This window comes from Methylophilus sp. 3sh_L, assembly GCF_046766015.1.
Taxonomy (GTDB): Bacteria; Pseudomonadota; Gammaproteobacteria; order Burkholderiales; family Methylophilaceae; genus Methylophilus.
The window spans coordinates 1-23957 of record NZ_JBKOUF010000003.1; the positions used below are offsets into that span (position 1 = coordinate 1).

Annotated in this window: 22 protein-coding genes; 6 read left to right on the forward strand and 16 right to left on the reverse strand. The window is 52.9% G+C overall.

Going from position 1 to position 23957, the window contains the following annotated elements:
* Positions 1-263: 263 nt before the first annotated feature.
* On the reverse strand, positions 264-587 hold the full coding sequence (locus tag ACIDF8_RS07775; protein WP_412010054.1) for a cupin domain-containing protein: 324 nt from the start codon (positions 585-587) through the stop codon (positions 264-266).
* Between the two features lie 100 nt (positions 588-687).
* Here ACIDF8_RS07775 and ACIDF8_RS07780 point away from each other — a divergent pair, with 100 nt between their 5' ends.
* The 3 genes from ACIDF8_RS07780 (at position 688) to ACIDF8_RS07790 (ending at position 3534) form a co-directional block, all read left to right on the forward strand.
* Positions 688-1644, forward strand: coding sequence for an L-threonylcarbamoyladenylate synthase (locus ACIDF8_RS07780; protein WP_412010055.1), 957 nt, complete (start codon positions 688-690; stop codon positions 1642-1644).
* 77 nt (positions 1645-1721) lie between these two features.
* On the forward strand, positions 1722-2081 hold the full coding sequence (locus tag ACIDF8_RS07785; protein WP_412010056.1) for a hypothetical protein: 360 nt from the start codon (positions 1722-1724) through the stop codon (positions 2079-2081).
* Between the two features lie 349 nt (positions 2082-2430).
* Entirely contained in the window at positions 2431-3534 is a 1104-nt protein-coding gene (locus tag ACIDF8_RS07790) for a porin (RefSeq protein WP_412010057.1), read from the forward strand.
* 59 nt (positions 3535-3593) lie between these two features.
* On the opposite strand, the gene ACIDF8_RS07795 is transcribed toward ACIDF8_RS07790, so the two are convergent.
* From ACIDF8_RS07795 to msuE, 8 genes are all read right to left on the reverse strand, one after another.
* The gene (locus ACIDF8_RS07795) at positions 3594-4382 is read right to left on the reverse strand and encodes an ABC transporter ATP-binding protein (protein ID WP_412010058.1); all 789 of its coding nucleotides are present in this window, start codon (positions 4380-4382) and stop codon (positions 3594-3596) included.
* 113 nt (positions 4383-4495) lie between these two features.
* A complete protein-coding gene (locus tag ACIDF8_RS07800) occupies positions 4496-5842 on the reverse strand; it encodes an ABC transporter substrate-binding protein (protein WP_412010059.1) in 1347 nt (448 codons plus the stop codon).
* Positions 5843-5959: 117 nt separating this feature from the next.
* Entirely contained in the window at positions 5960-7027 is a 1068-nt protein-coding gene (locus tag ACIDF8_RS07805) for a branched-chain amino acid ABC transporter permease (RefSeq protein WP_412010060.1), read from the reverse strand.
* Positions 7028-7052: 25 nt separating this feature from the next.
* Positions 7053-7934 (reverse strand): branched-chain amino acid ABC transporter permease, encoded by an 882-nt coding sequence (locus tag ACIDF8_RS07810; protein ID WP_412010061.1) that lies wholly within the window; start codon positions 7932-7934, stop codon positions 7053-7055.
* A gap of 22 nt (positions 7935-7956) precedes the next feature.
* Positions 7957-8745 carry an ABC transporter ATP-binding protein gene (locus ACIDF8_RS07815; protein WP_412010062.1) on the reverse strand — a complete coding sequence of 263 codons (789 nt, stop codon included), beginning with the start codon at positions 8743-8745 and terminating at the stop codon, positions 7957-7959.
* The gene (locus ACIDF8_RS07820) at positions 8742-9896 is read right to left on the reverse strand and encodes an AMP-binding protein (RefSeq protein ID WP_412010063.1); all 1155 of its coding nucleotides are present in this window, start codon (positions 9894-9896) and stop codon (positions 8742-8744) included. Before ACIDF8_RS07820 ends, ACIDF8_RS07815 begins: the two co-directional genes overlap by 4 nt.
* A gap of 22 nt (positions 9897-9918) precedes the next feature.
* Positions 9919-11007, reverse strand: coding sequence for a dimethylsulfone monooxygenase SfnG (gene sfnG, locus ACIDF8_RS07825; protein WP_412010064.1), 1089 nt, complete (start codon positions 11005-11007; stop codon positions 9919-9921).
* Positions 11008-11035: 28 nt separating this feature from the next.
* The gene (gene msuE / locus ACIDF8_RS07830) at positions 11036-11608 is read right to left on the reverse strand and encodes an FMN reductase (protein ID WP_412010065.1); all 573 of its coding nucleotides are present in this window, start codon (positions 11606-11608) and stop codon (positions 11036-11038) included.
* A 431-nt stretch (positions 11609-12039) separates the two neighbouring features.
* Here msuE and ACIDF8_RS07835 point away from each other — a divergent pair, with 431 nt between their 5' ends.
* Positions 12040-13272: an SfnB family sulfur acquisition oxidoreductase gene (locus tag ACIDF8_RS07835; RefSeq protein WP_412010066.1), complete on the forward strand. Its 1233-nt coding sequence runs from the start codon at positions 12040-12042 to the stop codon at positions 13270-13272.
* Between the two features lie 126 nt (positions 13273-13398).
* Here ACIDF8_RS07835 and ACIDF8_RS07840 read toward each other — a convergent pair whose 3' ends face one another.
* From ACIDF8_RS07840 to ssuD, 7 genes are all read right to left on the reverse strand, one after another.
* Positions 13399-15822: a TonB-dependent siderophore receptor gene (locus tag ACIDF8_RS07840; RefSeq protein ID WP_412010067.1), complete on the reverse strand. Its 2424-nt coding sequence runs from the start codon at positions 15820-15822 to the stop codon at positions 13399-13401.
* Positions 15823-15954: 132 nt separating this feature from the next.
* Positions 15955-16953 (reverse strand): FecR domain-containing protein, encoded by a 999-nt coding sequence (locus ACIDF8_RS07845; RefSeq protein WP_412010068.1) that lies wholly within the window; start codon positions 16951-16953, stop codon positions 15955-15957.
* A complete protein-coding gene (locus ACIDF8_RS07850) occupies positions 16950-17474 on the reverse strand; it encodes a sigma-70 family RNA polymerase sigma factor (protein ID WP_412010069.1) in 525 nt (174 codons plus the stop codon). Before ACIDF8_RS07850 ends, ACIDF8_RS07845 begins: the two co-directional genes overlap by 4 nt.
* Positions 17475-17683: 209 nt before the next feature.
* Positions 17684-18388 (reverse strand): 3,4-dihydroxy-2-butanone-4-phosphate synthase, encoded by a 705-nt coding sequence (gene ribB, locus ACIDF8_RS07855; protein WP_412010070.1) that lies wholly within the window; start codon positions 18386-18388, stop codon positions 17684-17686.
* Positions 18389-18403: 15 nt separating this feature from the next.
* Complete coding sequence (locus tag ACIDF8_RS07860; protein ID WP_412010071.1) at positions 18404-19264, reverse strand: amidohydrolase family protein; 861 nt, start codon at positions 19262-19264, stop codon at positions 18404-18406.
* 88 nt (positions 19265-19352) lie between these two features.
* A complete protein-coding gene (locus tag ACIDF8_RS07865) occupies positions 19353-20573 on the reverse strand; it encodes an acyl-CoA dehydrogenase family protein (RefSeq protein WP_412010072.1) in 1221 nt (406 codons plus the stop codon).
* 8 nt (positions 20574-20581) lie between these two features.
* Positions 20582-21715: an FMNH2-dependent alkanesulfonate monooxygenase gene (gene ssuD / locus ACIDF8_RS07870; protein ID WP_412010073.1), complete on the reverse strand. Its 1134-nt coding sequence runs from the start codon at positions 21713-21715 to the stop codon at positions 20582-20584.
* Positions 21716-22280: 565 nt separating this feature from the next.
* On the opposite strand from ssuD, the gene ACIDF8_RS07875 reads away from it, so the two are divergent.
* Positions 22281-23321: a sigma-54 interaction domain-containing protein gene (locus ACIDF8_RS07875; RefSeq protein ID WP_412010362.1), complete on the forward strand. Its 1041-nt coding sequence runs from the start codon at positions 22281-22283 to the stop codon at positions 23319-23321.
* Positions 23308-23955 carry a GTP cyclohydrolase II gene (gene ribA, locus ACIDF8_RS07880; RefSeq protein ID WP_412010074.1) on the forward strand — a complete coding sequence of 216 codons (648 nt, stop codon included), beginning with the start codon at positions 23308-23310 and terminating at the stop codon, positions 23953-23955. Before ACIDF8_RS07875 ends, ribA begins: the two co-directional genes overlap by 14 nt.
* The last annotated feature ends 2 nt before the right edge of the window (positions 23956-23957 follow it).

Genomic DNA, 23957 nt, shown 5'->3' on the forward strand with positions numbered 1-23957 from the left:
TTTTAAAGAACAGTGCCTCGAAGGCTTTTTAAACTTCGCTTCGTTTCAAGCGAAGCGCGCATTATACAGAGGTTTTTATTCCGGTCAACAACTATTTAAAAATCATTTTATACAGTTATTAACCAACTCCGCAGATACGCTTTTCTTACTACACATCTTCAACTAATCTTTCGCTTCGTTGAAGTGAGCCGCGCATTTTACAGCGATCCGCTTTGCGGTCAACCCCTATTTGCGACTCTTACACTTTTGTTACAAATTGATGATTATTTCTTGAAAGCCGCCTTGATACGCAACCAAGTTTGCGTCAACACATTGCCATCCAGATGATAATGCTTATGCAGGGGTTGTTTGACCTCCCAGCTCACCTTAAGGCCTGCCGGAAAAACCACAAAGTCGCCCTTGCCAAAACTGACCGGCGCGCCACCGACCGGGGTCACTACACATTGGCCTTCTAATATATAAGCCTGCTCCTGCTCGTGAAAGATCCAATCAAACGTTGAGACTTCCTTTTTCCAGGTCGGCCACTTGGATACGCCCAAGGCCTTTAATTGTGTTTCGGCAGGATTGTGTTGAACTTGAATTTGCATAATGGACTCCTTGAATCAAAGCGGGCATTTTATAGGAAGCCCGCTTTAGCCGTCAGGGTTTTACAGAGTAAAATACATTTTTAATGATTTGTAAGAGTGCATGATGCGTATCAGCCAGATTGAGGCGATAGAACGATTGCTACGCGGTGAAGTGGTCGCCATCCCGACCGAGACGGTGTATGGCCTGGCTGCAGATGCTCGCAATGACTTGGCCGTTGCCAAAATCTATGCGACCAAAGAGCGGCCAGCCAATAATCCGTTGATTGTGCATATTGGACGAATTGAACAAGTGACTGATTGGGCCAGCACGTTTCCACCATTGGCGCAAAAGCTGGCAGCCGCTTTCTGGCCCGGCCCACTGACATTAGTGTTACCTGCCCGGGAGGAAGTCTCTATGGCTGTACGTGCTGGCGAACCGACCGTGGCTTTGCGCATTCCTGCCCATCCCGTTGCGCTTGCCCTGCTTAACGAGAGTGGCTTGGGACTGGCGGCACCGTCGGCGAATAAATACACGCAATTAAGCCCGACCACTGCAGCGCATGTGGAAGCAGGGTTGGGCGCCAACATTCCCGTGCTGGATGGCGGTGCATGCCAGGTCGGCATAGAGTCGACCATTGTGAGCGTGCATGTAGATACGTGGATGTTATTGCGGCCAGGCATGATAGACGCGGCAGCAATTGCGGCCATCGCAGGCAAGCCCGCTAAGGCACTAGCAGAGACCGATCTCCCCAAAGTACCGGGACAGCATTTGCTACATTACTCCCCACGGACGCCCTGCATGCTATTTTGCTCCACACATGCCATGCGCGACTATGCACAACAGCATCCCAACAGTGCCAGCTTATTATTTAGCGCTGACTTGACCCTCACCGCTCAGGAGATTCACCTGCCGGCAGAACCTGCGCTGGCAGCCGAACAGCTTTATGCGGCATTGCATACCTTAGATGCAGCACAGGCTGAAACCATATTAATAGAGTCGCCCCCTGCCACTGCCGCCTGGGATGCCTTACGCGACCGCCTGCAACGCGCTGCCTACCAAGCCCACGCCGCAAAATGATTGAGTCTGCCAAGCATGGCTGGCACAATAGCGTGCATAGCCGATTCTTTTAACCCCTTTAAGACCAGATTTAAATAATGAAAAACATCTACAGATTCATCATTTTGGCGGGCACCAGCGGATTATTATTTGGCTGCAAAAGCATAGAGTTACCCAGTGTGTTCGACAAAGGCACCAAAGAAGTTCCGCGCTATGGCAAAGAGGCACTGCATTACCAATGTGAAAACTATCAGTCTTTTGGCCTCAAACTTTCTGAAAATGGCGAAGAAGCCTGGGTCATGTTACCCGACCACGAAGTAGCACTGATGCGCGATGCTACCGACAAGCAACACTATCATTATGGCACCATGGATTTGCACTTAAATGGTGACCAGACCACACTGGATGACAGCGATCACTTGCACTTAAAAGCTTGCAAGGCGCCCGAACGTAAATAACCCTCATCGCCTGGCTGCCTTAATTGGCAGCTAGGCCAATTTAGGCATCTATTGGCCTCATCGCATTGCTGCAGCTATATTTCGTAACTACCGCATTTGTGCCAATTGCCACGGATGCAGCCAGCATACTTTTCATCCTCGCCGCTTGCTGATTCAAAGGCAGGCCGACAGCACCTTGCACGCACGCAAGCAAGCCACCCGCGCATAAATCAAACTAAGCAATTGATTTATATGTATTAATTTTCTGGCATAGATTCTGCAAAAGGTCACTCTGGAAAGCAACCTGCGCATCGTAGCGCGGTTGCCTGATCTCCATCTATTGATAACTGATTAATCACAGAGTGCACACATGAACACACAACCAATAAGTCCTAAGCTTCGACAAATTTCTTTATCCATCGGCCTTGCCTTGCTGAGTAACCAAGTCTTTGCCGAAGCCACCCTGCAACGCAACGAAAACCAGTTTATTAATCTCGGCATTGCCTCACGGGTCAGCTTTAGCTCAATTAAAGATGCAGCCCCTAATGGCAAAGACCGCTCAAATGACTTTGAAGTTGAAGAGGCGCGTTTATATACCAACGGTAAGGTGCATGAGAACGTTACCTTCGAGTTTAACTTTGCCCGCAACTCAGCTGACGACAAAATAGAGTTACTGGATGGCCATCTGGGCTTGGAGTTTAACAACTACGCACATTTTTGGGCGGGTCGCTTTTTGCCACCGGCCAGCCGCGCCTCCGCTGCTGCCCCGCTTTATTCCACCACGTTTGACTTCCCGATTGCCGAATTAGGCTCTTACCAGTTTGCAGGCCGTGATAATGGTGCGGTCTTCTTCGGCACCGACAAGAGCGAGGCCTTCAAATACTACGTATCGGCCACTAACGGTCGCCAGGGCGGTTCTAACCAAGCCGACAATTTGTCTTATGCCACCCGGCTGCAATATAACTTCTGGGATACCGAGCCAGGCTTTTATAACCTGGCCAGCTATGATGGTAAAAAATCGATTTTCTCTGTGGGTGGCTCTTACCGTTATCAAAAAGATGGCGCAGGGACGATCCTGAACAAAGGCGATTCCAAATACTGGAACCTGGATGCACGCCTGGAAAAACCGCTCAGTGACGGCGCCGTGCTGGGGGCAGAGGCTTCTTATTACAACTATGACAATGACAATACCGGCGACACCGTCTTACCAGAAGCCAAAGGCTTTTTTGTCAATGGCAGCTATACCTTTGCCGAAAAAGTGGGCATCGGTAAATTCCAGCCTAAAATCATTTACCAGGAATTTAATAATGATACGACAGGCCTGGACCGCAAGCGCGTGGATATCGGCGTGGGTTATTTAATTGACGGTGACAGCAACAAACGCATTGATGTGTTTTACTTCAGGGAAAACCGCAATACGCTACCGGATATTGATGGCATTAAAGCCATCTTCCATGTGGCACACTTTTTCTAGTTATACCCTGCAATAAAAAACGGCCATCATGGCCGTTTTTTATTAGCTGCTATTTTAACTTAGCGACTCCCCAGATAAGAGTCACTTAAGGCCTGGCTACTGGCTATGGTCTGCGCATCCCCTTGTTGCGTGATATGGCCACTCTCGAGCACATATGCATGGTCCGCGTAACGCAAAGCCACGGTGGCGTTCTGCTCCGCCAGCAAAAAGCTCAAGCCTTGCGTCTGCTGTAACTGGTGCACAATCTCAAAAATTTCTTCCACAATCTGCGGCGCCAGCCCCATGGAAGGCTCGTCAAGCAAGATTAGTTTTGGGTTTGCCATCAACGCACGGCCGATCGCCACCATTTGCTGCTCGCCCCCGGAAGTATACCCGGCATAGTTTTTACGCAATAACTTCAGGCGCGGAAAAAAGGCATAAACCTTTTCCAGGTCGTGCGCCAGGCTTTTACCTGAAGGCCTGCGGATAAACGCACCCGTCAGCAGGTTTTCCTCAACGGTTAAATGGCCAAAGCAATGCCGGCCCTCCAGCACCTGTACCAGACCTTGCGCCACCAACTGGCCCGGCGTGGCCCTGGTGATTTCTTTACCGGCATACACAATCCGGCCTTGCACAATTTCGCCGCGTTGTGCCGGGGCCAGGCCAGAAATCGCTTTCAGGATGGTACTTTTGCCAGCGCCATTCGCGCCAAGCAAGGCCACAATAGACTGTGGTTTAACCTCTAAAGAAATATGCTTGATGGCAAAAATGACTTTTTCATAGATCACCTCAATATTGTCCAGCTGCAACAAGGACTCAACCGCAGTCAGCGCTTGCGGCGGGAGGGTGTTTAATTGTGCTTGTGTCATGTTTTACTCCTCAATTGACTGTCGTCGGCAAGGGGCAAGACTTGCCCACGGCAGCAAACTGCAACGGCACACCGCCTAGCGGTGTGCCACGATCATCGTTCTACGATCAGTATTTAGTTGGCAGCAACAACCTCTTTACTGCAATCGCGTGGCGTGATGCCTTTTTCCTTGGCATACTCATGGGAAGATTTTTCAATAATCGGCCGCAGCAACTGGCGATCAGCCTGTACCCAGTCAGAAATCACTTTCCACTTGCTGCCATCCCACTGCTGGAAGCGGACGGCACCGCCGCCTTCATGGTCAGCGCAACTCAGTTTGAGTGGTTGCACCAGGCCTAATGCGCCCAATTCTTTCAAGCGGGCATCATCGAGTTTGAGGTTCTCAAAGCCCCAGCGTACTTCTTCACCGCTCAATGGGCGTTTACCGAATTTGGCTTGCGCCACACGCACGGCCTCCACGTTGAGGATGCCATTGACCACACCCAGGTTGTAATACACATTGCCAAAGCGTTTAGCGTCTTGCAGGTTGCCTTTACCAGCTTTGATCACGTATTGGTTGATGCCTTGCAATACCGGGAAACTGGTACCTGAAGGATGTGTCGTGATTGAGATAAACCCCTTGGCGGCGTTGCCTGCAGGTGCCGCATCATCTTCAGAGTTGCTCCAGATATTGCCGATGATATGGTCGGCCGGAAAACCGGTTTTTTGCGCGGTTTTTAAGGCCACCGGATTCATCACACCCCAGCCACGTAAAATCACCCAATCCGGCTTGATGCGGCGTATTGTCAGCCATTGCGACTGTTGCTCGTTGCCAGGATGCGGCACTTCGAGCAAGGTCAGTTCAAAGCCGTATTTCTTGGCCAGGAGTTCCAGAATCGGGCTGGTTTCCTTGCCATAAGGCGAGCCGTGGTACAAGGTGACAATTTTTTTGCCTTTGAGCTTGTCCAGACCGCCAGATTGCTGGGCAATATAGTTCACGATCGCAGACACTTCGCTGTACGGGTTTAATTGCAGCGGGAAGGCATAAGGGAACACACTACCATCGGTCGAATCGGTACGGCCGTGGTTAATCGTGATCAGCGGCAATTTGTCTGTGGTCGAGCGCTCCAGGGTCGCGTAGGCAATACCCACGGACAGCGGATTGGTCGCGGCCGCCGGTGCGCCGTTCAGGCCTTTTTTCAGGCGCTCGTAGCACTCCACGCCTTTTTCCACGACGTATTCGGTTTCGCACTCACTCCAGGTCAGTTTGACGCCATTGACGCCGCCATCCTTGGCATTAATGTACTGTAAATAATCGATAAAGCCGCCAAAAAATCCAGAACCGCCTGCCGCATAAGGCCCAATGCGGTAACTTTGCAGCGGAAAATACTGCTCATTAGCTGCTTGCACTTGCGTAGACAAGCTGGCAACCCCCAACCCCAATGCCAGCCACAGCCAGCGATGTTTGCTTAAAAATTTCACTTAAATACTCCTTATAAAAATATAGAAATCTCTCTTAATCGTTTTTTGTTATATAAAAGACCGTGTGAGGCTGTTTAACACATGGAAGTCTCCTTCAATCAATTCGTCAGGAACGGCCTAGAAACGTAGCGGCCAGACCCGCAGCCGTTGTTTGGCGGTTTGCCAGACCTTGGCCAAACCGTTGGGCTCTTTGATCAGGAAAAAGATGATCAAGGCACCAAAAATCATTTTTTGGAAATTTTCCAATTGGCCAGGATCAATCGCTCCGGCCAACAGGCTTGTCGATATCTGAGAAAGCAGAATAGGGAACAAGACTATAAAAGCCGCGCCCAGAAAGTTGCCGAGGATACTACCCATGCCACCAATAATAATGATGAATAGGATTTGGAATGAACGTGACAAATCAAAGCCATGCGGCTCAACGGTGCCCAGGTAAGTGAACGCCCACAGCGCACCTGCAATCCCCAGGTAAAACGAGCTGATCGCAAAGGCCAGTAATTTGGTTTTTGGCACAGAAATCCCGATCACGGCGGCAGCTGTATCCATATCGCGTACCGCCATCCACTTGCGTCCGAGTTCGCCACTGACGATGGTTTTTGCCAGCCAGCCTAGCGCCACCACAACCGTCAAGGTCAGCAGGTAACGTCCCGCCGGGGTACTCAAATCTGTGCCCAAGATGTGCAAGGGCGGTGCCGTAATGACGCCGGATGAAGAGTTGTTGGAAAACCAGGAGAATGTGGTGAATACCCATTGCACAAAAAACTGCGCCGCCAACGTCGCCACAATCAGGTAAAAGCCTTTGATGCGCAAGCTCGGCAACCCGAACACCAGACCGACGCCACCTGCCGTCAACCCACCCAAGATCAGGCTGGCAAGCAATGGCAAGCCTTCTAGCCGCAGATGAAAGTTGTAGGTAGCAAACGCGCCTACCGCCATAAAAGCCGCAGAGCCTAAAGACAGCTGGCCAGCGTAGCCAGTGAGCAAATTCAAGCCCAAGCCAGCCAGCGACAGCACCAGCACCGGGATGAGGATGGCGCTAAACCAGTAATCGTTGCCAATGGCGGGGACCACGAGAAAGGCGAATGCCAGTAAGGCTGCAAACGCCCAGCGCTCCTGCTTGAGGCGGAAAAACCGTTTATCCAGCCTATACTCGGTAATAAATTGTCCTGTTTCTTGATACCACATGCTAAGCCTGCCTGCTCTCTATTTTCTAAACACGTTCAATCGCTTTGTCGCCAAACAACCCATAGGGCCGGACCAGCAGAAACAACATCGCCAACACATAGGGAAACCAGTTTTCAATGCCGCCGCCAATCAGCGGGCCGATGAAGACCTCAGCAAGTTTTTCGCTGGCGCCAACGATCAGACCACCGACGATCGCACCTTCAATTGAGGTAAAGCCGCCAATAATCAGCACCGGCAACGCCTTGAGCACAATCAGCGACAGCGAGAACTGCACGCCGACGCGTGCGCCCCACAACATGCCGGCGACCAGGCCGACAAAACCGGCCACCGCCCACACAATCAGCCACAAGCGTTGCAGATGGATGCCCACCGCTAAGGCCGCCAGTTGGTCATCTGCCACGGCGCGCAAGGCAATGCCAATGCGGGTTTTATTAAATAGGACACCGAGCAGCGCGACCAGGCCACCGGCAATGGCCGCCGCGAACAAATCAAACTGTGACAGCAAAATACCAAAGACTTCATACGGCTCGTCGTTGATGCCAATCTCCAGCGCGTGCACTTGTGCGCCCCACACGGCTTGCGCCAGCCCCTCAACGATATAGCTCAGGCCCAGGGTCGCCATGAACAAGGTAATTGGCGAACGGTTCACCAGCGGCCGTAACACCAGCCACTCAATTAGCCAAGCCAGTACCGCCATGGTCAGCAAGGTCAATACAAAAGCGCCCCAGAACGGCACGCCACGCTCGACCAGGCTGACAAAGGTTAATGCCGCGAACAGCACCATAGACCCCTGGGCAAAATTAAACACGCCAGAAGCCTTATAGATCAGCACAAAGCCGATGGCGACCAACGAATACATGACACCCGCCAGCAAGCCACCAGTCAGGACTTCCAGAAAAAAACTCATCTCAATTGATCCTTGTATTGCCTCAGTGTTTGGTGCCCAGGTAGGCGGCAATCACTTCCGGGTTGACGCGCACTTCATCCGGCGTGCCATCGCCGATCTTCTTGCCATAATCCAGCACCACCACATGGTCTGACAGCGTCATCACCACGCCGATATCATGCTCAATCAGCACAATTGTGGTGCCAAACTCGCGGTTGGTTTCACGGATAAACCGGCTCATCTCCGCCTTTTCATCGGCGTTCATGCCCGCCATCGGTTCATCCAGCAACAGCAGTTGAGGCTCGGCAGCCAGTGCACGGGCAAGCTCAACGCGCTTTTGCAAGCCATAGGGCAAACTGCCCACAACGCTGTTACGCCAGGGTTGCAACTTGAGAAAAGCAATCACGCGCTCTGCTTTTTGCCGTTGTGCCAAGGCATCCGCAGGCGCGCGACCTATGTTAAATACCTGCTCCAGCCAACTGCTTTTGACCTTGAGGTTGGTGCCGGTCAGCACGTTGTCGAGCACCGACATGCCTTTAAACAAGGCAATATTTTGAAAAGTGCGTGCCACACCGCGTCTGGCGGCCCATTGCGGATGCATGGCACTACGTACCGCATCCTGGTAGCGGATGCTGCCTTCATCGGGTTGATAGACGCCATTTATCACATTCAGTAATGAGCTTTTGCCCGCGCCATTCGGGCCAATCAAGGCACAAATTTCGCCCTCATTAACTGCAAAACTGATATTGGTGATGGCTTTTACGCCCTTAAAAGATAATGAAATACCGTCTAAGGCCAGTAATGGTTTAGGTGCAGCTTGGGTAGAACTCATATCGCAGCCTTCCATTTGGAGAATCCCCAAAATGCATGGGCCTCATGTGACTCATGCGGAATGACTTGCAACTGGCTGGTTTGCCAGGCAGTGGCTTCCGGCCAAGCCCGCACGTGGATGCCAATGTCAGCAAAAAACTGTGTCGCTTCAGGTGACAAGGGTTCGCCCACCAGCAATGGCACACGGGTACGCCGCAGGCCTAGCACATCCTGCAAGGGCAAGATGACCAGCCAGCGCGCAAAGGCAGCGATCAGCGGCAGCCGGGTTTTGGCTGCACGCAAGGCCCAGGCCACAACCCGATGCTGCCAGCTGCCGGGCAAGGGCCAGCGGGATTGGGTGAGGGCATACAGGCGCTGGTAAGTGGTTGCCGTGCCAGCGACCAGCGTGGGGCCGAGTTCGCGCCTGTCGGTATCCCGGGTCGCCAGATTTTCTGGAAAATTCAGCGTAAAGCCTGCCAATAGCCACGGCGAAAGCAGGTATTTGGCATGACCGCTGGCAGCAAATGCGCGAGCGGCCAAGGCCTCTTCATGTGCTGTCAGTGCCTCCTGAGTGACCAGTTGGCGGCCATTCCTGAGTAGTTCGGCATGGCTCACCTCACTGTATTCCAGCGCATAGTTGGTACTCAAACGGTAAAAGCGGAAGGCAATTTCATCGGCCGTTACCGCAGGCGCAATGGCTTGAATTTCTGCCGTTGCCACCACCTGTGCATAGCTAACGAGCGCAGGATGCTGATACCCGGCCAAGCCGCGCGCATCGGCATAAATCACCACGGCGCTATCGGGTTTGGCAGCCAATACTTGATCCACCTGTGCCTGTGCTTCGGCAAACACAAATTGCGGCCGCAAGGTATGCAATAAATCCAGTAACTGCGGTTGCGCAAAAGCCGGGTCCAGCGGCGCCGCCACGCCGCCCAGCCAATGGGCAGCCAGTGCCAACAATAAGGCCTCGGGCCGCGGCTCACTCAACAAAAATAAAGTGTCGCCCTGGCGAAAACCTTGTTGCTGCAAATACTGTGCGGCCTTTGTGACGTCCTCTTGCACCGCGAGCCAAGAGGTCTGCTGCCAGAGGCCCAGCTGTTTATGCCTGATTGCGACATGATGCGGCCGCTCCACGGCTTGCACCGTCAGCAAGTGGGGTAAAGTCTCTGCCATTGCCTGTTTCCTGCCGTTTCAGTTAAGCCGCTTTGGCCAAGGTTTTAGCTTCCAGCTCACGCACCAATGGCAGCACTTTTTCACCAAAATAAGCGACCTCTTCCTGAAAGTGCAAAAAGCCCGCCAATACCAGATCAACCCCAACGGCCTTCAAAGCGACAATACGCTCGGCAATTTGCTGGGGGGTGCCTATTAAATTGGTTTTAAAGCCATCGTTATACTGCACCAGGTCTTCAAAGCTCGACTTCGCCCAGTTACCTTCACGCTCCGGGCTGGCAGCGCCCGCATTTTTCACTTCATGGCCAAACGCATTCACCGCTTCAGGGTTGGCTTTATCAATAATTTCCTTCAATACCGCTTTGGCTTCTTCTTCGGTATCGCGGGCAATCACAAAGGCATTGACGCCAATCTTGACGTGATGCTTATTGGCCGCCGCCTTGGCGCGTATATCGTCCACCTGGGCCTTGATCCCCTCTACCGTATTGCCGTTGGTGAAGTACCAGTCTGAGACGGCGGCCGCATTATCCCGCGCGGCACGTGAACTACCGCCCTGGAAAATTTCTGGATGTGGCTGCTGCAAGGGTTTAGGCTTGAGTGAGTAGTTACTAAACCGGTAAAAATCGCCTCTGTAAGTAAAGTTATCCTGGGTCCAGATTCCTTTGAGCGCCTCAATAAACTCGCGTGAACGGCGATAGCGTTCGTCGTGATCCAGCCAATGCTCGCCAATCGCCGTAAACTCTCCACGGAACCAGCCGGAGACGATGTTCACCGCAATCCGTCCCTGGGTGAGAATATCAATCGTCGCCAATTGTTTGGCGGCCAGCACCGGATTCCAGGGGCCAGGCAAAATGGCGGCAATCACCTTGAGTTTGGTGGTCGCTGCCAGCAAAGCATGCGAAAAAGACACCGACTCATGCTGGAACTCAGCCCCATAGCCCGCAGTAAAACGAATTTGGCTCAAGGCATATTCAAATCCGGCTTTTTCGGCAATTTGTGCCAGCTTGCGGTTGTAATCGATATCCCAACTGGTGCGCTGCTCAATGTTACTGACCACTAGACCACCACTGACGTTAGGCACCCAATAAGCAAATTTAATGTTTTCTGTACTCATCTTTATATCTCTCCAAAAGTCACTGGATTTAAATGGCTAATAATTTTTCCTGGCTCAACAGCTCGCGATGCTTGAGCAAAGGCAGCGCACGCTCTACCGCAAGATCAATGCGCGCTTTCACCGCCTCACTCTTGATTTGGTAATTTTCAAAATCCGCTTCAACCGCATATACGCCGATTGGCAACGTGACTGCCTGGAAGAAACTGAATAATGGACGCAGCTCATGATCAATAATCAAGGCATGGCGCTCTGTCCCGCCAGTCGCGGCCAGCAGCACAGGCACATCCACCAAGGCTTCGAGGTGCACCAGATCAAACAAATGCTTGAACAACCCACCATAAGAGGCGCGGTACACTGGTGTCGCCACCACCAGCAAATCAGCGGTTTCAATCGCCTGGATATCTTGTTGCACGTTGACTGGCAACGCTTTGGGGTCGTAGGAAGCGACCAGGCTGCCGGCGATTTCGCTTAACTCCACCACGTGCAGATCAATCGGGATTTGCTGCCCCAACTTTTGCGTGATCGCCTGCACCAACGCAGCGGTTCTGGAAGGTAATTTATAGCTGCCGGAGACGGCAGTGACTTTTAAAGGACGGCTCATCATGACTCCTGAAATATCGGTGACTAATGTCGTTTGCACGAAAACTCGCAACCGACTCGCTTGCTAGAGTATTAGCACCATCCATGCCAGGGAATAATATAGTTATATTTCAATGACTTATATAAAAAATCCCTTTTAATAAGTGTTGGATTCCAGCGCTAGTTGCTGATCAACTGCTGCTAAATCAGCAGTTTTCCGCTGCCATGCGGCGCTTAGTCGTGCTTTCGTCTTCCGATGGTTGCTGATTTTGCAGCAGCGATTCAGCAACAAACTGTTTCTATAGAGGCGGCTGCCGGCGCTTTAATTTATATTCTTTTTTAAATTCAATGATTTAGTTATTGGCATATTAAATGCAACAGCATTAACAGACGCGTGGCGCAAACAACATCCCCGTCACGCTTTATTGATCCCTTTTTGAACAAGGAAAGACTATGACTGCACAAGCAAATAAAATTGCGCATTTGCCTGTAAACCTGCCGCGGCAACCCGCGCATTTGATTAAAAGTGACGCCGAAGCCTTGACCGTCGCCAAGCAGGTGGCCAGCGAAATCGCTAAAGAAGCCGCCCTGCGCGACCAGGAACGCCGCCTGCCTCGCAAAGAGCTCGACCTGTTTTCAAGCAGCGGCTTGTGGGGCATTACCGTACCTAAAGAATATGGCGGCGCCTTTGTCTCTAACAAAACGCTGGCAGAAGTGGTAGCCACCGTGGCCGAAGCCGACCCCAGTGTCGGCCAGATTCCACAGAATCATTTATATATGGTGGAAGGCTTGCGCCTGGATGGCTCAGAGTTTCAGAAAAAATACTTTTTTGAGTTGGTGCTGCAAGGCGTGCGGTTTGGCAATGCTTTCTCCGAGATTGGCACCAAGAGCGTCAATGACGTGAAAACCAAACTCACGCCCACCAATAGCGGCTACTTTTTAAACGGCAAAAAATTCTATTCTTCAGGCGCCTTGCTGGCGGACTGGGTGCCAGTGGTGGCCAAAGATGAACACGACAACACCGTGGTGGCATTCGTACCCGCTGGCGCAGAAGGCCTGACCATTATTGATGACTGGTCCAGCTTTGGCCAACGCACCACCGCTAGCGGGACGACCATCCTGGAAAATATTTTTGTGCCCAGCGAATATGTGTTGCCGCATCATTTGGCGTTTGACCGCCCGACCACCATGGGGCCGATTGCGCAGATTATCCAGGCGGCGGTGGATACCGGCATCGCCCGCGCAGCGTTTAAAGATACGCTGCACTTTGTGCGCAACTACACACGGCCATGGATAGATACCGATCTGGAACACGGCTACGAAGATCCGCATACCATCAAGGATATCGGTGACTTGCAGATTCGCCTGCACGCCACCGAGGCCTTACTGGCACGCGCGGGTGAATACATAGACGAAGCGCAGCGTAACCCGAATGAAGACACCGTGGCCGAAGCTTCGATTGCGGTAGCTGAAGCCAAAGTGCTAAGTACCGAAACTGCCTTGCTGGCAGGTAGTAAACTGTTTGAACTGGCCGGCACACGCTCAACCCTGGGTGAGTACAACCTGGACCGCCACTGGCGCAATGCACGTACGCATACCCTGCACGATCCGGTACGCTGGAAATACCATGCCGTCGGCAACTACAGCCTGAACAAGGTGAAACCGCCGCGCCATCCTTGGATTTAATCCAGAACGGTTCTAGCTTAACCACGTAAACAAACAGCCCGATAAACGATCGGGCTGTTTGTTTTGAGGCCTTAGCACAGTCTGCACAAACGGCTATAAAAGACTATGCCTCGAAGTACACACCGTTTACCAGCGATAGGTGGCCGTCAGCATGGCACGCCGTGGCTCGCCATAGTAGCAACTGCCAACAGCGCAATTAGCGATATATTCTTTATTGGCCAGGTTGCGTGCATTGAATGCCAGCGTCCAGTGCTGCAGGTCATACCCGACCAAGGCATCCCATAAGGTATATGATGGAATCCGCTCGGATGCAGAATCAAAATTGCCACGGGTAGAGCCGTTATAGCGTGCACCCAAGCCCACTTTTAACCCATTATTAAAGCGGTAATCACTCCACACCGCGAGCGTGTTTTCAGGCGTGGCCAGCAAAGGCGTGCCTATCTGCTGCGGGTTGCTGCTGGCGGTGATTTCAACCTTGGGCGTATACGTATAGGCCGTAATCAGGTTCATATGTTCAATCGGCTGTGTTTGTATTTCGAGCTCCAGTCCACGCACCTGCATCTGTCCAGTTTGCCGGGGGCTAAAGTTGGGGTCGTAAGTAATAATATTGTTACGTTCCAACTCAAACCATGCCGCACTGTATCTGTTTTTGCTGCCCGGCGGCTGGTAGCGCACACCGAACTCATACTGCTTGCCGGTTTCGGGTTTAAAGCCTTTGCCTGTTTGCGGGTTGATCGTCGTGGTGGGGATAAAAGATTCTGAATAGCTGAAATAAGGCGCAAGGCCATTGTCTGCTAAATAGAGCAAGCCAGCGCGGCTGGTCAATTTATGATCATTGTAGCGATCATCCGTGCCTGCAATACGCTCTGCATTCTCAGTGGTGGCATCGTCGTAGCGGCCGCCCAAGGTTGCAATCCAATGCGAGCCCCATTTGATCTGATCTTGCAGATAAAAACCGGTTTGCGCCAGTTTGATCTTGCTATCCGTATCAGGACTGCCCACAGGGATATTCTGTGCAGTCTCCGGAGCCAACAAATCCAGGTCTGGCGCACTGCCAGAATAGAATTGATTGCGGTCCCTGACCTTTTGGTAATCCAGGCCCGCCAGCAAGGTATGTTGCCAATCCCCCGCCTGAATCCGCCATTGCAGCTGATTGTCTATGGTGAAGGCTTTGATGTGGTCCGGGCTACCGTTCATCTGGCGGGTAATATAGCGATAATTGTCTGCATCAGCTGGTGCTGCAGGATTGACCTGGTTATACCCCAGTCCAAACACCTGCCAATACGCCAAATCTACCTCGCTGTAGCGTGCATTCTGCCTGAAGGTCCACTGGTCATTGAAGCTATGCTCAAACAGATAGCCGACATACCATTGCTTTTGCTCAAAGCGGTTAAATTTTCTATCGCCGACAAAGGTCTTGTAAGGCAACTTTTCTCCCGATGGCGTGCGCAGCAGCGTACCCTGTTCTGGCAAGGCCCCTGCAAAGATCCCGCCATCCGAGTTCATATACTGCGACATGACGGTCAAACTGGTTTTATCTGAAGGCAGAAAGGTAATTGACGGCGCAATAAACACCCTGTCATCCTTCATGCCTTGACGCGGCAAGTCGGCGTCACGCACCAGGCCGGTCATCCGGTACAACACGGTGCCGTCTTCATTAAGCGGCCCCGAAAAATCACCGGCGAGCTGCTCACGCGAGTAATTCCCCAGTTGCATCTGGATTTCTTTGAGTGGGGTCGCGGTGGGGCGTTTGCTGACCACATTGATCAAGCCGCCTGCGGTACTTTGCCCATACAGCACAGAGGCTGGGCCGCGCAGGATTTCGAGGCGCTCAATGCCATAATTTTCGATTCTGCCGGTCGCAAACGTGCCGGCATTGCGCCACGGCAAGCCGTCTTGATAAAAACCGGGTGAATACGCGTCAATGCCACGCAAGGCAATCCAGTCATATCTTGAATCCGGGCCATAAGGCGCCACATTCACCCCTGGCGTATAGGCCATGCCTTCACGCAGGCTTTGCGCACCAATGGCCTGAATAAAATCTTTAGTCACCACCGAGACCGACTGCGGCGTTTCCATCACCGAAGTATCGGTTTTGGTCCCCGTGGCGGACTGTTCGGCAATATAGCCTTTGATTGGGCTCCAGGCCGTTTCTTTGTTGGCCGCGGCTGTCACTTTCACCTCAGGCAAAGTACTTTCCTTGCCCGATTGCGGAATAATGGCATACCGGTGTTCGCCACGATGCTCAACTGCCAGCCCCGAGCCTTTGAGCAAGATTTCCAAGGCCTGCTGTACCGTAAACCTGCCATGCAAGCCCGTGCTGGACTTACCATCGGCCAGCGCAGCGTTGGCGGACAGCATAATGCCCGCTTCGGCGGCAAATCGGCTTAATACCTGGCTCAATGGGCCAGCGGGAATCTGGTACTCCTGCAGGACGGTTTCTTTCTCAGCGGCATGCAGGATAGGCAATGGCGTGATGCTACTGATCATGAGGGTCAGTAACGCCAGTCGGACATGCCGCGCCAGCGGCAAAGTGTGATGCAATTTCATTCAAGCTCCCTGTTGGTTAGAAATAATCTGTTGTTATCTCTAAACCGAAACAGCGCTTTAAAAAGGGAACCTCACCCACAAAAAAAATACAAAACTTCTCGCGTGCCTAATCCCAAACACGATGACAGGCGCTCAAGAAGCAGGCAGCAACTGGATATTGCCTTGTGCATCGGTCTGCTGGCGGATACCCAAACTATGACTGATTTCCTGTAGCACCAGCGGCACGTTGGCAAACGGGTAAGCACCCATTAAGCGTAAATGGGCAATGCCTGGGGCCACTGTCAGTGAGGTCGTATGGTAGCGTGACAACTCGGCCACAAAGTCTTTGAGCGATTGATTATCCGCAATCAGGATGCCGCGGGTCCAGGCTTCACGGGCGGGAAGCGCGGCCTGTACAGCGCCAACACTGTGCCGGTCAAAGTAGGCCTGCTGCCCGGCACGCAGCGTGATGGGGCTGCCTTGTGTTGGCGTAATCGCCACCTGCCCCTCATAGACGGCAAGCAAGGTGCGCTCAGCCTGCTGGCAGACGGTAAAGCGCGTCCCCAAAGCCGTCAAGCGCCCATGCCGCGTATCCACGACCAAGGGCCGCGCTTGCGGATCATGGCCCGATTGCAGCAGTATTTCGCCGTATTCCAGCGTGATACGCCGCAACATCCAGCCATAGGCAACCCGCACCTGCGTGTCGGTATTCAACCAGAGCGTGCCTTGATCCGCCAAGAGCACGCGATGCGTTCTGCCTGCTGGCGTACGGTAGGTGCTGGTGTTGGCGGTAAGTGTCGTCACCCAATCCTGCCACGGACTGTAGCGATGCAGCAGGCTCACGCCCAAGTAAGTGGCGCCTGCCAGGCCGAGCATTTTTAATGCCTGCCTGCGTCCACTGGAATGCAGCAAGGCTTGGTGCGAGGCCGACTTGCTGGCGACGGCATTCAGACTGGAGAAGCTGGCATTAATCGCTTCTACCTCGGCCCATGCGCGCTGGTGGACAGGATGCGCCGCCAACCACGCTTGCCAAGCCTGCCGCTCATCCTGCCCAGGTTCGCCATCACCGAGCACGGCAAACCACTCTGCCGCTTGTTGCAACGCCAGCTGCTCTAAGGGCGGCATTGCTGCCTTGACTGCAGACGGCCTCATGCAGGCTGTCTTTCAGATTGCCATTGCTGGCGCAACAACAGGCAATGCATCATGGCGTTCGCCATATATTTTTTTACCATGCGCTCAGAGACTGCCAGCCTTTCGGCAATCTCCTTGTATTGGAAACCATAAATCTGCGCCAGCAAAAAGGCCGCCTTGGCCTTGGGGTTGAGCCGGCTCAGCATCGCATCCACTTCCAGCAGGGCTTCGACTATCATGGCCTGCTGCTCTTGCGAAATATAAGCAGATTCTTCCTGACTCAGTGCATTGAGGTAACTTTGTTCCAGGGCCTGGCGACGCCACTGGTCTATCATTAAGCCTTTGGCAATCTGCAACAGATAAATGCGTGGCGTATATACATGCTGTAACACTTCCTGCTTTAGCAGGAGTTTGACAAAGGTATCCTGAGCCAAGTCTGCCGCGTGGTGTGCACAGCCGACTTTTTTATTCAGCCAGCGACACAACCAGGGATGATGTGCTTGGTACCAAACGGTGACCGGTAAATGCGGAGAATCTGCCATGGCAGCTCTATCCTCAAATGATAATAATTCTCATTTTAATATTAAGCTAAACAATCGACAAGCCTAAGTTCTGCATATCCCGTTATCAGGAAAAATACACCTTCCATCTAGTGAACACACTCGGTTACTTTGCGTATTTAAGCAATGAAAAAGCCCAACACCAGGTTGGGCTCAATGCTTGCACATATGCCACTCACCACTGCAGACCCTTACCCACTGTAAACCATCGCCGCATCTAACAACCGGCTTTGCTGGCGTGGAATAGCCTGCAAGCCCGGCAGCGCATAATTGAGGTCACGCGCCCGATAGGCTTTCATATCGGCAATGGTGATGATTTTAAGCCCATGTACTTGGGCAAATTTGAATAAATCTGGACGTCTGGCCATGCTGCCGTCGTCATTGACGATTTCGCATAAGACGCCGACGGGCTGCAGACCTGCCATGGCGGCAAGGTCATGCGCGGCTTCGGTATGGCCGGGCCGCTCGAGCACGCCACCACGGCGGGCACGTAGCGGGAAGATATGGCCGGGGCGGTGAAAATCTTCGGCCTGGCTGCTGGGGTCGGCCAACTTGCGCAGGGTCAGGGCACGGTCAGCGGCTGAAATGCCACTGGTGGTGCCATATTTGTAATCCACACTCACGGTAAATGCGGTGCGGAACGGGTCGGCGTTGTGTGTCACCATTTGTGGCAAATCCAGGGCTTGCAACCGTGGCGCGGGCATACCGACGCAGACCAGGCCGCTACTGTGTTTGACCAGAAAGGCCATTTTTTCGGTGGTGATTTTTTCGGCGGCGATAATCAGATCGCCTTCGTTTTCGCGGTCAGTATCATCGACGACGATGACAAACTCGCCGTTGGCGATGGCTTGAATGGCGCTTGCAACGCTATCAAATTGTTGATTTTTTTCTAACATACAGACTCCTTTTACTCACACTGCCAGGCTGAGGTTGAGCACTCTGGCCGCATTTTGATAAAACACTTTTTCAAGCACGGCATCTTTGAAGCCCAGTGACGCAAAATCAGCGATGGTTTGTTTCATAGGGCGGAACGGATATGAGGTGCCAAACAGCAATTGGTCGCCCAGAAACTGGTTGGCGGCCTGCACATACAGCTCGGCGCCAGGCTGGAAAATATACATATCCGGCACCAGGTACAGATTGGGATAACGGAAGGCGGCACCGACAATCTCGTTCACAAACGGGTAATAGCCATGAAAACAAATAATGTTGAGCTTGGGGTATTTGCGCGCCAGCCGTGCCACCGCATTCGGGTGCGCATAGTCGAGGTCTGGCGTGGTTGGGCCGGACATCACGCACACCGGCACACCATATTGTTGGCAAGCGTCATACACCGGGTCAAATAGCGGGTCATCCACTTGCCGCGCAGGCTTGCCAAAGCCCGGCTCGATATTGATGGCTTTAAAACCGTAATCATGGATGGCTTTTTCCATGGCGGCCAAGGTGCTGTCTACACCGCGGCTTTCAATATCCACCGAGCCCAGCCCCACCAACTTTTTGCTATGTTTGACTAGGTCTGCAATCTGCTGGTCATCAATGGTCAGGTCTGGCGTTTCACGGCCGACCACCACTGCAATGTCGATACCGGCGTCGTCTATTTCCTGCAAATAGCCTTCAACGGTGTAGGAGCGGCGGAAATGCTCTGGTTCCAGTGAACCCACGCGCTGATTCAGCCATTTGGCCGTTTCATACGCGGGCGTGTTGGGCGTGGCGCCAAAAAAGTCATGCAAAAATGCAGGACGGTTACGTAAATCTATAATTTTTTGTTTCATATCTATTCTTTAATGATGGAAACACTTCAGCAATAAGCGAGCAGGATGAGGGCCAAGGCGCACGGCTCAGCCATAGCTCATGTGTTTCCTATGAGTAAAAGCTGGGGGTGGGATACTGCCCATTCAGCGCCCAATCACCCAATTCTTTGAATTTGTAATCCACCGGGTCATGCAGGGTATAGACGCGCAAATTACGCCAGAACCGGTCCATGCGCAGTTTGGCGGTGGTGGCGCGGGCACCAGCCACTTCAAAAATACGCGTGGTCACATCCAGCCCGGCGCGGGTGGCCTGCACTTTGGCCGAGAATACGGCCAGCGCCACCTCTCCGCGCTGTGCATCCTCCAGTGCCAAGCCTTTCTGCCAGGCGGCATCAAGCAAAGTTGCAGCATGATCAGCCAACACCGATGACGCATGTAGGCCTGCCCAAAACTCGCCGTAATGCAACAAGGTATACGGATCCTCATATACAGAGGTCGCCAACGAGCCAGCCCAGACCCGGCTGCTGCCACGTGTGTAGTTCGCACCTTCGGCCAGGGCGCCTTCAGCAATGCCCAGGTAGATATTGGTAAAAATCAGCTGGGCCACCAACGAACGCAAACTGGCAAACGGCGAACTGAGCGGCCCTGGCTGCATCAGCAACTCATGGTCTTCCACATGCAACTGGTGAAATTCGGCGCTACCACTGTCGGTCTGGCGCTGGCCAATGTTGTCCCAATCACCCTTGAGCGCGATGCCTGCCCGACTGGTTGGCACTGCGGCCACCAGAAATTTGCCGCTGCCCTCTTCAATCGCGGAAACGATTAAGAAGTCAGAATCCATGGAACCGGAGCAAAAGCTTTTTTGCCCGTGAAACACATAACCGCCGTCTATCTTGCGTGCTACCGTGCGCTGGTCCAGCGGATTGAGGGCATTACCCCACCAAAGGTGCTGTTGCGCAGTGAGCTTGAAATAATGCTGCCATTGCGTCTCGCTGCCATATAAACGGATGGAAGCCAGCATCAAAAACTGGAACGCAAACACCTGTGCAATTGAGCTGTCGACGCGGGCAATCTGGCGGATGATGCGGAAAGTCTGTGTCCAGCTAGCGCCCAAGCCCCCAGCCTGTTGCGGAATCCACAAGCTGAGTAAGCCACTATCACGCACCGCCTGGCGCTGCAGGTAGGGCGTCCCTCCTGCGACATCGCGCTCAACCGCAGTGAGTGCCAGATAGTCGCAAAGCTGTTCTGCACGCTGTTGCGGGGTACCGTGAAAAACAATGCCGTGCTCCGCCTCAGCGGCGGGCTGGCGTAAATTCAGAGCCAAAGTCATCTCCCCCCCTACGCAGCATGCTTAACAGATTGGGCTGCGCCAAACGGGCCGGTGAGGTTGGTGGTGATACTGACTTCCTGCGGAGCGTGCTGCTGTAGCGGCAAAAGCGGGAACAATAATTCAGCGACACGGTAAGCCTCCTCCAGATGCGGGTAGCCTGAGAAAATAAAGTAATCAATGCCGAGTGCCTGATACTCTTTAATGCGGTCAGCCACCTCTTGCGGATTACCCACCAGCGCCGTCCCCGCGCCACCACGCACCAAGCCGACACCGGCCCACAGATTCGGCGAGACTTCGAGCTGGTCACGACGGCCATGATGCAAAGCCGTCATGCGTTTTTGTGCCACAGAATCAAAGTTGGCCACTGCGGCCTGTGCTGCTGCAATCGTGTCATCGGTGACCTGCGAAATGAGCGTCTCTGCCGCTTGCCAGGCTTGCTCGCTGGTTTCACGCACAATCACGTGCAAGCGGATACCAAACCGGATCTGCCGACCTTTGGCTGCAGCCGCCGCGCGGATCACCTTGATTTTTTCAGCCACCGCTGTCGGTGGTTCACCCCAAGTTAAATGCACATCAATATGCTCGCTGCTGAGTTTGATGGCGGCCTCGGAAGCGCCACCGATAAACAACGGTGGGTAAGGTTTCTGCAGGCTACCGGTCGGTAAGCTGGCGCCTTTCACACTTAAATATTCGCCTTCAAAATCCACGCGCTGCTCGCTCAGTACCGAGCGCCAGATAGACAAGAACTCCTCAGCCTCCGCATAGCGTGCATCATGATCGAGAAAGCTGCCCTCGGCTTGCTGTTCGGCCGGGTCACCGCCCGCCACCACATTAATCAGCAGCCGCCCGCCTGAAATGCGATCCAGTGTGGAGGCCATGCGTGCCGATACCACCGGTGAAATAAACCCAGGCCGTGTGGCAACTAAAAACTTAAGCTGGCTGGTTTCATTGATCAGCGCCGAAGAAATCACCCAGGCATCTTCGCAAGAGCGGCCAGATGGCACCAGCACACCGCCATAACCCAGCCGGTCCGCCGCCTGAGCAATCTGCTTCAGATAAGAAAACGTGGCCGGTCTGGCGCCCTGGCTACTGCCAAGATACCGTTGATCGCCATGCGTGGGTAAAAACCAGAATATTTGCATCGACAGCCCTTTACAACCCATTCATCAGAAATAACAGCTTGAAAAGTGCAAAGTCCATGCCACAAATAAAAATCTTTTAATTCAATCACTTAAAAAAATTATTTTTTTGGGTGCTGCAAAATCAGCAACTGGCGCAGCAGGGTTGCTGATTTTGCAGCACCCATGCATCAATTGCAGCAGGCCGTTGTGAAGCAGAGGCATACAGATGTCTCAGGTACCCATGCACAACCGGAAACCTCTTTTTGTTAACCCTATGATTTGATGACATTTATTTTTGCCATCCTCAACGCCCTATCAGCTGTAGTGTGACTGCGGCCTGATTGGCATGCATTCTGCTAATTCAATCAAACAATCAAAGCATTATTTCTAATGAAATATTTATTTATAACTTTAAGGAATATGAATAGCGCCATTACTTATTGGCACGAAATTTCTGTCTGGATTACTGTATCCAGGCTTAACCCAGTGGAAAAACAGTGAGAGCCTCACGATGGCAAATTTACTAGCAAACGATTTTTACGAGACTGAATACGATACGCAGTTTGAGCAACAGCGGCTGTTAACCATGCCTAACTCGCGGGCCATGTCGACTTCGATTCGGGCTACCGCCCAGGTGTTTGAAGATCCGAAGTCGATTGCCTTGCTCAATCGCATCAAGCAAATTGCCCCCAGTGATGCCAATGTTTTGATCATCGGCGAGACCGGCACGGGTAAAGAACTGATTGCCCGCCATGTGCATGCCTTGAGCTACCGTAAATCCAGACCGTTTGTCGCCGTGAATTGCGGCGCATTCTCAGAAACGCTGGTCGAAAGTGAATTGTTCGGTCATGAAAAAGGCGCCTTTACCGGTGCAGTGACTGCCAAAGCAGGCTGGTTTGAAGAAGCCAATGGCGGCACGCTGTTTTTAGACGAAATTGGTGATTTACCGCTGAGCATCCAGGTGAAACTGTTACGTGTGCTACAAGAGCGGGAAGTGGTGCGGCTCGGTGCACGCAAACCGACCCCGATTGATGTGCGGCTGATTGCCGCAACCAATGTGCGCCTCGAAGAAGCGGTGCTGGCAGGAAATTTCAGGGAAGATTTGTTCTACCGCCTGCGCGTTGCCCATCTGGAACTGCCTACCCTACGCAACCGCCCCGGCGATATCTTGCCGCTGGCGGATTATTTTGTAGCCGAATATACCCGGCGGCTGGGCTATGCCAGTATCCGTCTTGATGACTCGGCCAAACAAAAATTATTGCAGCACAGTTGGCCAGGCAATATCCGCGAACTGGAAAATGTGATTCATCACTCATTGCTGATTTGCCGCAACAATGTCGTGCGCAGTGAGGATTTGCATTTGTCCTCAATTTCACTACACCGTCCTAAAGCTGCATTGCAGGCGTTGCCACACGAAACAGAGGTTGATTCGCTGGAGGCCTCACTGCTGCAATTGTTTGAATCAGGCAAAGCCGAGCTGTATGACTATGTGGAGGACACGCTGGTGCGCGCGGCTTATCAGCATTGCCACCACAACCAGGTACAAACCGCCAAGCTGCTGGGCTTGAGCCGCAATGTGTTGCGCGCCAAGCTAATTAAAATGGGAGCGATCAATGCCCTTAAATAATCTTGCACTGGCGCAAACCCTGTCTTCGCAGAGGGGTCGCTTACAATGGAAAGCCAGCGCTCACTTACCCACAGAATATGGGGATTATCGTTTGCATGCGTTTGTCGATGCTCAGAGTGGCCAGGAGCAAATCGCGCTGGTGCTCGGGGAGGTCAGCGCTCAATCCAGGGTGCTCACCCGCGTGCACTCCGAATGCCTGACGGGTGATGTGTTTGGCTCGCAGCGTTGCGATTGCGGCGAGCAATTCAAACGCGCGCAGCAACTGATTCAAGCGCGTGGCAATGGCATTATTCTGTATCTGCGCGGGCACGAAGGACGTGGCATCGGCATCAGCAACAAGGTGCAGGCCTATGGCTTGCAAGACACCGGCTTGGATACGGTAGCGGCAAACCTGGCTTTGGGTTTGCCGGTAGACCAGCGGGCATATGATGACGCCGCGGCGATGTTGCAGCATTTTGCGGTGAAGTCGATTGAGTTACTGAGTAACAACCCAGAGAAGTCACGCGCCCTCACCCGGCTGGGCATCGCGGTGGATGCCGTGACCGCGTTAGAGATCGCGAGTAATCCAGCCAATGCCGACTATCTGGCGACCAAAAAGCATAGACTGGGGCATCACCTGAGTTTAGTGCCTTAGTT

Bases quoted from the DNA above. Each gene is read 5' to 3' on its own strand.
- ACIDF8_RS07775 (WP_412010054.1), bottom strand. From the start codon at position 587: ATGCAAATTCAAGTTCAACACAATCCTGCCGAAACACAATTAAAGGCC.
- ACIDF8_RS07780 (WP_412010055.1), top strand. From the start codon at position 688: ATGATGCGTATCAGCCAGATTGAGGCGATAGAACGATTGCTACGCGGT.
- ACIDF8_RS07785 (WP_412010056.1), top strand. From the start codon at position 1,722: ATGAAAAACATCTACAGATTCATCATTTTGGCGGGCACCAGCGGATTA.
- ACIDF8_RS07790 (WP_412010057.1), top strand. From the start codon at position 2,431: ATGAACACACAACCAATAAGTCCTAAGCTTCGACAAATTTCTTTATCC.
- ACIDF8_RS07795 (WP_412010058.1), bottom strand. From the start codon at position 4,382: ATGACACAAGCACAATTAAACACCCTCCCGCCGCAAGCGCTGACTGCG.
- ACIDF8_RS07805 (WP_412010060.1), bottom strand. From the start codon at position 7,027: ATGTGGTATCAAGAAACAGGACAATTTATTACCGAGTATAGGCTGGAT.
- ACIDF8_RS07810 (WP_412010061.1), bottom strand. From the start codon at position 7,934: ATGAGTTTTTTTCTGGAAGTCCTGACTGGTGGCTTGCTGGCGGGTGTC.
- ACIDF8_RS07815 (WP_412010062.1), bottom strand. From the start codon at position 8,745: ATGAGTTCTACCCAAGCTGCACCTAAACCATTACTGGCCTTAGACGGT.
- ACIDF8_RS07820 (WP_412010063.1), bottom strand. From the start codon at position 9,896: ATGGCAGAGACTTTACCCCACTTGCTGACGGTGCAAGCCGTGGAGCGG.
- sfnG (WP_412010064.1), bottom strand. From the start codon at position 11,007: ATGAGTACAGAAAACATTAAATTTGCTTATTGGGTGCCTAACGTCAGT.
- msuE (WP_412010065.1), bottom strand. From the start codon at position 11,608: ATGAGCCGTCCTTTAAAAGTCACTGCCGTCTCCGGCAGCTATAAATTA.
- ACIDF8_RS07835 (WP_412010066.1), top strand. From the start codon at position 12,040: ATGACTGCACAAGCAAATAAAATTGCGCATTTGCCTGTAAACCTGCCG.
- ACIDF8_RS07840 (WP_412010067.1), bottom strand. From the start codon at position 15,822: ATGAAATTGCATCACACTTTGCCGCTGGCGCGGCATGTCCGACTGGCG.
- ACIDF8_RS07845 (WP_412010068.1), bottom strand. From the start codon at position 16,953: ATGAGGCCGTCTGCAGTCAAGGCAGCAATGCCGCCCTTAGAGCAGCTG.
- ACIDF8_RS07850 (WP_412010069.1), bottom strand. From the start codon at position 17,474: ATGGCAGATTCTCCGCATTTACCGGTCACCGTTTGGTACCAAGCACAT.
- ribB (WP_412010070.1), bottom strand. From the start codon at position 18,388: ATGTTAGAAAAAAATCAACAATTTGATAGCGTTGCAAGCGCCATTCAA.
- ACIDF8_RS07860 (WP_412010071.1), bottom strand. From the start codon at position 19,264: ATGAAACAAAAAATTATAGATTTACGTAACCGTCCTGCATTTTTGCAT.
- ACIDF8_RS07865 (WP_412010072.1), bottom strand. From the start codon at position 20,573: ATGACTTTGGCTCTGAATTTACGCCAGCCCGCCGCTGAGGCGGAGCAC.
- ssuD (WP_412010073.1), bottom strand. From the start codon at position 21,715: ATGCAAATATTCTGGTTTTTACCCACGCATGGCGATCAACGGTATCTT.
- ACIDF8_RS07875 (WP_412010362.1), top strand. From the start codon at position 22,281: ATGCCTAACTCGCGGGCCATGTCGACTTCGATTCGGGCTACCGCCCAG.
- ribA (WP_412010074.1), top strand. From the start codon at position 23,308: ATGCCCTTAAATAATCTTGCACTGGCGCAAACCCTGTCTTCGCAGAGG.